An 8,078-nucleotide genomic window follows, 5' to 3' on the forward strand; every position below is an offset into this window, starting at 1 on the left:
AAAACCTATCTTCTTTGAATTCTCACAGTCTGGGCACTTATATTCTATGTATCCATTTGCAATCGACCCACAATGCATCATCTTTTTGACTTCACTTAGCACATTTTTTCTAATCTTATGACCATACAATTTGACAAAATCATCCCAATGATCAATAAATATTTGTCTTAGAATCCCTTTTCCCATATCAAAACTCCGCTTACATATTTTTACTGTTAATAAATGGTTAATTCTTCTATGTCCTGATTTTACTCTCTTACATGCCTATTATTATATCAAAAAAATTTATACTTTCTTATACAACAATAAAAAAGCATCTTCGATGCTTTCGCTAGGAAACCCTAGGTTTCCTTCGACGGCTGAGCGGCAGCCTGAGCACCTTCCTGAATGCGGGCAGGGGATTTCATCCCCTACAACCCCTCTTTTTATATAATAGGAAAGCAGAACTTTCCTATTATATAAAAAGATCGGGCTAGCAACCCGATCTCTTTACTACATTACATGTCTTCCCGGAATGATCATATTGATGATTCCGATGACAAGGGCAGCCAGGATTGCTCCCAGCCAGTTTACAAATACTCCTTGAACCAGAACACCTGTTAGATAAATAATCAGTGCAGATACAATAAAACCTGTGATTCCCCTTCCAAAGGGAGACGCATCAAACCCAACGAAGCGCTCAATCAAATAGTCAATTACACCGATGGCAATTGCAGCGAATAGCAGCGGCACAAAGCCTGTTATAGAGAAATAGGGTGTGAAAAATGCTGCTACTGCCAGTACGATCATAGAAACTAAAATTCGAATGATCATACCGCCAAAACCCATCTCCTGCCGCGTTGTTTTTCTTTTCTCTTCCATTCTTAACACCTCCTGTTTCCTTATGATTACATTATTTACAAGCAAAGGGGATTTTATGTATCCTGTCTTTGATTTCTATAAATTCATTGATTCTACAAATACTAAGGCTATGAATCCTATGGAATAATTTGATTAATTCCTTATCATCAGTGGTACATATAGGATAGACAGAGCATATTACTAGGGAGTGATCATATTGACGAAAAAAATAACGGTCATGTTTGGCGGCATACAGGGTGAGGGAGTGGTTAGCACCGGGGACACTTTAATCAGAGCCCTTTCGAGGTCAGGATATTTTGCCTATGGCTATCGAACCTTTTCCTCCAGAATCAAGGGAGGCCATACAAATTATGTGATTGAGGTCTGTACGAAAAAGGTCTTGAGCTGCAGTGATAAACTAGACATTCTGGTAGCCTTTGATCAAGACACCATTGCCCTTCAGTATAAAAAGCTAAAAAAAGGCGGTCTGCTCATTTACGATGATATTATACTGGTTAAGGAGCTTCAAAATACACTTGAGGATAAAAACATACAATGGATTTCTGTCCCCTTAACAGGGACTGCCAAGGAGTATGGTGCTACAGTAATGAAAAATACCGCAATAATTGGAATTTTGGGCAAGCTTTTTCAGCTGCCTTTTTCTAAGTTGGAAGGAGTTATTCATCAGTCCTTTCAGAAGAAAAGCGAGGAAATCCTCGTTAAAAACCTGTCTGTTTTGAAAAAAAGCTATGAGACTCCTTTTGCAGAGGATTTCGATCATTTGCAGTATACCCTTTCTCCTTCTGCGGATCAAACCATAAGGGCAGCAATGATTGGAAATGAAGCCATAGCCTTAGGAGCCTTATCAGCAGGCTGCCGCTTTATGGCAGCATACCCTATCACCCCTGCTTCAGAAATCATGGAATACTTGACAAAGAAATTTCCACAGGTAAATGGCGTCATGGTGCAGACAGAGGATGAAATCTCCGCGGTTACTATGACCATCGGTGCTTCCTATGCAGGCACAAGAAGCATGACTGCTACCTCCGGTCCGGGCATATCCTTAATGATGGAGGGGATCGGACTTGCGGGAATGGCAGAAATTCCACTGGTAATCGTAGATGCACAACGGGGTGGGCCTAGTACCGGTTTGCCTACCAAACATGAGCAAAGCGACCTTAACAGCCTCTATTATGGCCCTCATGGTGAGATACCCTCCATCATATTATACCCCTATTCAGTAGAAGAGTGCTTTTATCAAACAATAGAAGCTTTCAATCTAGCCGAAAAATATCAATGTCCCGTATTTATCCTTAGTGACTTAAATCTCAGTCTTTCCAGGCAAACCATAGATCCTCTGGATATTCATCAAATATCTATTGATCGGGGTAAAGTAGCATCGGCTTCCAGTCACAATCTTCCATCTTCGAAAAGCTACAAGCGTTTTTTATTTACTGATGATGGCATCTCCCCAAGAGCCTATCCGGGGACGCCCGATCATATGCATCCCATTACGGGAATAGAGCATCAAGAATCAGGACGCCCTGATGAAAGTGATCAAAACCGCAGTCGTATGATGGAGAAACGTATGAGTAAATTAAAGCCTTTGAAGGATTTGCCCGGCATAGACCTATTTGGGAATCCTAATAGTTCTCTGCTGATTTTATCTATGGGGTCAAACTTTGGGATCATACAAGATGCTGTTGCTTCTCTAGATACACCTGTTGCCATTGGTATGATGAAACGTATTAAGCCTCTGCCGGCAAGCCAATTGTCCTGCTTATTCCAGCAGTATCATAAGATATTGGTTGTGGAAAACAACTGTACAGGACAATTGGCCAATATCTTAAAGCAGGAAACCGGATATCATCAACAGATTCACAGCCTCCTGAAATACAATGGTTTACCTTTTACTCATCAGGATATTCAAATGAAAATAGAGGAGTTGATATAAATGCCTTCAGCAATGGATTACAGCAATAATACTACCCCCACCTGGTGCCTAGGCTGTGGTGACTTCTCCGTACTGCGTTCCCTTCAGGGGGCTGCAGCCCGTCTAGATATTGCACCCCATAATTTAGCAGTAGTTTCCGGTATCGGCTGTTCCGGCAGGATTTCCGGTTATTTAAATGTTTATGGGTTCCACAGCATCCATGGCCGGGCCTTGCCTGTAGCCCAGGGAATCAAGCTGGTCAATCCAGAACTGACTGTTATCGCAGCCGGTGGTGACGGTGACGGTTTTGCCATTGGTACTGCCCATACGATTCATGCCATTCGGAGAAATATTGATATAACCTATGTAGTAATGAATAATCAGGTTTATGGTTTAACAAAGGGCCATACCTCTCCTTTGAGCACCACGGGTTTCATTACAAAAAGTACACCCCACGGTTCTATAGAGTCCCCCATAAAACCCGGCATTTTGGCGTTGTCTGCAGGAGCCACCTTTGTAGCCCAGGGCTTTTCCGGCTATCAAGAGCAGTTGGTCCATATACTGACCAAGGCTATTTTGCATAAGGGTTTTTCCTTTGTAAATGTATTCAGTCCCTGTGTTACCTTTAACAAAACCAATACTTATCAGTGGTTCCGAGAGCATCTGCTTAACCTGGATGATATTGATAACTATGATTCCCATAGCCTTCAGTCGGCTATGAATCAATATCTTGCTACCGATGGGCTATTCACAGGAATCCTCTATGAAAATGATGATCCTGATTACTATAGCAAGCTCCCTGGAGAGCGCGGTTCTGCAGTGGTTCATCAGAATCTGGATATCTCTGATCAGTTTAATCAGCTTATGGAGGATTTTTATTGATAGGTAGTGGAGGGTATGGAAACCCTCCACTACAATTCTGAATCAGCCTGCCTGCATTTCGTACGCTTTCCTCTATGCTAATATGATAGGATAAAAAGGGCATATCCCCAATAACCATAGCTCTCTTTGCACCTCTGGCAACAGCCCGGCAGTGATGGATCATCTCTTCCATGGTAACCTGCAGTGTGGTTTCATATCCAAGAATAACCATCCCCAGTGAATCACCTACTAATAAACTGTCAATTCCTGCATCATCCAGCAGTCTTGCCATGGAATAATCATAGGCTATAAGCATGGAAATTTTTCGCCCTTTTTTCTTTGCTTCTAAAAATGATGCCGTTGCAAATCCTTTTTCTCCCATTTTTTACACCTCAAATCTTTATACTGTAATCCTAGTTTTCCCCAAAATTCATCCAATCTCTATAAGGTAAAAAGGCATGCTTATCCTATTTAAGCCAAATTTACCTATTCATTAACGTTCTATATCTAAAATGTGATTCTAGAAAATAAAGACACAGATTCGCTAGTTTTGCCCTTTTGGTCGTTCTAAAACTCCCTCCGATAAAGAATCCTAAAACTTGCAAACTCACTGTGCTCAAACATGCAAGTTTTTATACGGCTTCTTTGTCTTTGGTTGTTAAGAACGATTGCAAAAGGATCAAAGAGACGCTCTCTAGTGTCTTGTATTTTCTTATGTCATAAGAATATTCACCTATATTACAGAATAATTTAATAATATAATTTATTGGATTTTAGCAAATACTAAAGCTTAGAAAACTTATATGTAAAGTAAAAGGAGGTAATATCATGATGAAGCAAGGCGCAGCAAGAGAAGCAAAAATAGCAATGAGTCAGTTTCGAGAAGAAATTGCAGGAGAATTAAGTGCAATGACTGGCTTCAATCTAGGTACAACCAGTCCTAGAAGAGTAGGTTTAGCTGACGGTCGAGTTGATGATGCAATGAATAATACGCTTATGCAAAACGCCTCCAACGGAATGGTTTATACCGATGAACTGCCTTCAGATTTAGATTGAGGAGATCCTATGCATAGCAAATAAATATTTTTAAGATATTTTTTGAAACTTTTTTACCCTCTGATACGTCTATATATAGGGGCAAGACTCAGGGGGTATTATTATGAAGAAATTTTTTCTTATTTTTTTGAGTGGATTTATCGGAATGGTATCCTTGATCGGCTGTACAGATACAAAAATTGCCAGTGATCTAAGTGGTTTTCATATTATTGAAAACCCACAAACCTTAGATCAGGAGGTTTTGGAATGGATTGATGAAATCAAGCCTAGTACAGGACTTTACAAAAACAATTTTTCATCGGGCAATTACTTGCTGATAAGCTTAGGGGAGCACAAAAACTGCACTGTAAAAAAAATAGAAATCAAGGAAGACACTCATGGCTTTATCTTTAATATCACAGTACGTGAAGGAGAAACGGAAGAACGGGGTATTCATAAAGTTCTAACCTCTCCTATTTTGGTGAAGACCGATTATGAAAATGCCAATTATGATATTCGTATCATTTATAGGTGATCTATAGAATTCATTGAAACTCATCTTTAGCTGTCAGAAAAAGATGGGTTTTCTTATTAAATAGACTAAATTAATTTGCTTACTGTTTTAATGCCTCTTATTTTCCAACTGCCTTTTTCCTGAACAAATAAGAAATCCTCTATAAGTCTTTTTGCAATCTCCTGCCCGTCACGGGTTTGTCCATATTTTTTCTCCATCCTCACCCAGATCCCCTGGGCTGTAGGATAGATCAATTGAATTTGATAATCCAAATGCACATAGCCCAGGTCCTTTAGCTCATTTTCGATTCCTTCCTCCAACAGTTTGTAGTCCCTTGTCTGGTCATCCCTATATTCTTCAGAAATCTGCTCCATTAATTTATCTGTATCTTTTTTTAACATGCTGGCTGTATACTGATCCAGTACATGCTGAATCTGTTGTCGAACTTTCAAATAATAAGCCTCATCTTCCGCCACTTTTAGGTAGATGGGTGCTTTTTCATCTCTGCCGGGATACAGTTTTTCTACATCTGTCTGCAGTCCTATATAAACCATCAATATTATACTGCTTATTATTAAAATAAATTTTTTCATAGGCTTCACTTCCTATAATCAGTTTGCTAGTTTTAGATTGCCCAAAAAACAAAAAACTATAGAATGCTGATCAGCAGCACTCATATAGTTTTTGTTGGCGAATCTGTGCCTTTATTTTTTACAGAAACATAAATTAGTCTCCTACAACGGTAATCAAACGATTCCCTACATCACGGAGCTTTAATTCCCCTAATTCAGCGGAAGCAACCACTAAAATACTCTTTACTACCCCTTCATCCTCATCGTATTCGTAAGCGTAGTAATAGGCCAGCAGATCCTCAGGAAGACTTTCTTCTATTTCTACTGCGTACTCATCAGCCTTGTTCATTAATTCTGAAATGTAGGCCTCTTCGTCGGTCTCTATATCGATTTCCAGATCTTCCGCTTCTAAATCCTGTCTGAGGGCTTCTGCATCACACTGCAAAATAAAGGCTAAAACGTCTTCTCTTTTAGTTCTTGTGGATATATCAGCAGTCACATCAAATTCTGTAGTCTCTTGAATAATTTTTTTGATATCCTCATCGGTTACTCTTCTATTCCCGCTAAATATGTAACTCATACTTCCTTCCTCCTCTTCCAAATGATATTTTCATTTTAACATAAGAAATTTGATGATACAAATATTCTCAATCAAGTAAAGTAGTGGATGTGTGCATTGGGGAAGCGGTGCTTGATTAAACCAGACAAGTATTCTTTAAGTTCCATAGCCTCATCCTTCGGATAGATATATTTTACTCTCCCATACTTTCCGAACTTTCGCACTCTTTCCTCCTCATTCATATTCAGCTTTGTGTTTGGATACCGTTCCTGAATAATTTCCTTGGCAGTCTGAGTGAATCGATGCTGTATCAGCTCAAAGGTAATATGACTCTTCCTGTGAAAGGCTTTGTATTGGTCTAAGGCTTCAATCAGCCGGGCATATTCTTCTTTCCAATTCTCATGCCGCATAATAGGTGCAATAATAAAACCTAGCGGATAGCCTGCTCTAGCCGTCTTTTCTGCCGCTTTTAACCGCTCTGTAAGATCCTCTGTATTATGTTCAAATTGGCGAATTACATACTCTGTATTAATAGAAAATCGAAATCGGGTATGCCCCTGGTGCTTTATATTTAATAAGCTGTCCACATTGGCAAATTTGGTTACAACTCTTAATCTTCCTTTTTCCAAGCCTCCAAAATACTCTATGGTCTTTCTCAATGCTCCCGTTATGTGTTCTACAGCCAGCGGATCCCCCGTACTGGCTGCCTCAAACAGTGTGGTCTGAGGCAGTCTGCTTTCGATATGCTTTTCAATGGATTGAAAAATCTCTTCCAAATTTGTATAAACTCTTACGTAGGGCTTCTTTCCTTGAGTTGTAAAGAGATAACAGTATTCACAGTTTCCGGGACAATTGGTCATTAAGGAAAACTGATAATGGGCTGAGGGCTTGCATACATCCAGCTTCATAGATTTTTTCGTCCCTACCACCAGTGTTTTTCTCGCGTTGGCATACCTGGCTTTTTCCGTTTCTCCAGGAATTCCCCTCACTTGGTTATGAGATGTGGTCTGCAATATAGGAATTCCATTTTCCTTACAGTAGGCATAAATTTGCTGTCCCATTGGATAATTAAGGGCAGAAGGTTCAAAATATACACGTTGCGGCATCCATAGTCTCATTTTCCAGCCTCCTCTCTTCGCTTTCTATTGTTTACAGTTCTTCACAAACTATACTTTTCTATTGGGAAAAGAAAAGAGCAGCATTATGGCTGCTCTTTTCTTATTGATGAGTTGTGGGTGGGAATAAGGTGTATTTAAAAGTCCTGGTAGACTTTTAAACCATAACTTGTTTCATTATCTAATTTTCCCATTATTACACTTTTTATTCATATTTTTTCAATATTTTTTCTGCAGCTTTACAACTTTATTGCCATAATATATCTGATGTAATATAATGAAGCTATATCATGAATATGCACTGGTAGTGTAAAGTAGTTTATGAAAGAATAAAGCAAATAAAATCACATGTAATCTACGGAAAAAATCAAAACAGCATTAAATGGTTGGTGAATTTATGCCGAGTCAAGGGATTAAACTGGTTAGCGCCACCCTTGACAGCATGACAAACAATGCTCTGAAATTATTACCGACGGCGAAAGAACTCAAAAGCAGATAAACTTCACCGTCAAATTCACAGCATTGTAGCATTGTTCCTTACATGCCATCAAGGGCAAGTCCTACGGATGGCTATGTCCCTCAGGCTCAAGAATCTAAAAGCAAATAGAACTAAACATGCTGATTTTTCTGTATGTTTAAGATAGTCTGT

Annotated in this window: 10 protein-coding genes; 4 read left to right on the forward strand and 6 right to left on the reverse strand. The window is 39.4% G+C overall.

The window, feature by feature from the left end; translation table 11 throughout:
• Both BUB56_RS18610 and BUB56_RS18615 read right to left on the reverse strand, forming a co-directional pair.
• Nucleotides 1–186: transposase zinc-binding domain-containing protein (locus BUB56_RS18610; protein WP_190014754.1), on the reverse strand; the 186-nt coding region annotated here is incomplete at its 3' end.
• 306 nt (nucleotides 187–492) lie between these two features.
• On the reverse strand, nucleotides 493–861 hold the full coding sequence (locus BUB56_RS18615; protein ID WP_110942748.1) for a phage holin family protein: 369 nt from the start codon (nucleotides 859–861) through the stop codon (nucleotides 493–495).
• Between the two features lie 196 nt (nucleotides 862–1,057).
• On the opposite strand from BUB56_RS18615, the gene BUB56_RS18620 reads away from it, so the two are divergent.
• The gene (locus BUB56_RS18620; RefSeq protein WP_110942749.1) at nucleotides 1,058–2,794 is read left to right on the forward strand and encodes a 2-oxoacid:acceptor oxidoreductase subunit alpha; all 1,737 of its coding nucleotides are present in this window, start codon (nucleotides 1,058–1,060) and stop codon (nucleotides 2,792–2,794) included.
• Nucleotides 2,795–3,655, forward strand: a complete 861-nt coding sequence (locus tag BUB56_RS18625) for a 2-oxoacid:ferredoxin oxidoreductase subunit beta (protein ID WP_110942750.1) — start codon at nucleotides 2,795–2,797, stop codon at nucleotides 3,653–3,655.
• Here the strand turns inward: BUB56_RS18625 and BUB56_RS18630 are convergent.
• Nucleotides 3,636–4,016, reverse strand: a complete 381-nt coding sequence (locus BUB56_RS18630; protein ID WP_110942751.1) for a 3-methyl-2-oxobutanoate hydroxymethyltransferase — start codon at nucleotides 4,014–4,016, stop codon at nucleotides 3,636–3,638. The two genes, BUB56_RS18625 and BUB56_RS18630, sit on opposite strands and share 20 nt — an antisense overlap.
• Nucleotides 4,017–4,462: 446 nt before the next feature.
• On the opposite strand from BUB56_RS18630, the gene BUB56_RS18635 reads away from it, so the two are divergent.
• Both BUB56_RS18635 and BUB56_RS18640 read left to right on the forward strand, forming a co-directional pair.
• Nucleotides 4,463–4,690 carry a hypothetical protein gene (locus BUB56_RS18635; protein WP_110942752.1) on the forward strand — a complete coding sequence of 76 codons (228 nt, stop codon included), beginning with the start codon at nucleotides 4,463–4,465 and terminating at the stop codon, nucleotides 4,688–4,690.
• A gap of 103 nt (nucleotides 4,691–4,793) precedes the next feature.
• Nucleotides 4,794–5,204, forward strand: coding sequence for a hypothetical protein (locus tag BUB56_RS18640; RefSeq protein WP_110942753.1), 411 nt, complete (start codon nucleotides 4,794–4,796; stop codon nucleotides 5,202–5,204).
• A 65-nt stretch (nucleotides 5,205–5,269) separates the two neighbouring features.
• Here the strand turns inward: BUB56_RS18640 and BUB56_RS18645 are convergent, their stop codons facing one another.
• The 3 genes from BUB56_RS18645 to splB form a co-directional block, all read right to left on the reverse strand.
• On the reverse strand, nucleotides 5,270–5,776 hold the full coding sequence (locus BUB56_RS18645; protein ID WP_110942754.1) for a hypothetical protein: 507 nt from the start codon (nucleotides 5,774–5,776) through the stop codon (nucleotides 5,270–5,272).
• A 133-nt stretch (nucleotides 5,777–5,909) separates the two neighbouring features.
• A complete protein-coding gene (locus BUB56_RS18650; RefSeq protein WP_110942755.1) occupies nucleotides 5,910–6,335 on the reverse strand; it encodes a hypothetical protein in 426 nt (141 codons plus the stop codon).
• Nucleotides 6,336–6,406: 71 nt separating this feature from the next.
• A complete protein-coding gene (splB, locus tag BUB56_RS18655; protein ID WP_110942756.1) occupies nucleotides 6,407–7,432 on the reverse strand; it encodes a spore photoproduct lyase in 1,026 nt (341 codons plus the stop codon).
• Between the last annotated feature and the right edge of the window lie 646 nt (nucleotides 7,433–8,078).

Origin of the sequence: Geosporobacter subterraneus DSM 17957, assembly GCF_900142145.1 — a bacterium.
Lineage (GTDB): Bacteria > Bacillota > Clostridia > Peptostreptococcales > Thermotaleaceae > Geosporobacter > Geosporobacter subterraneus.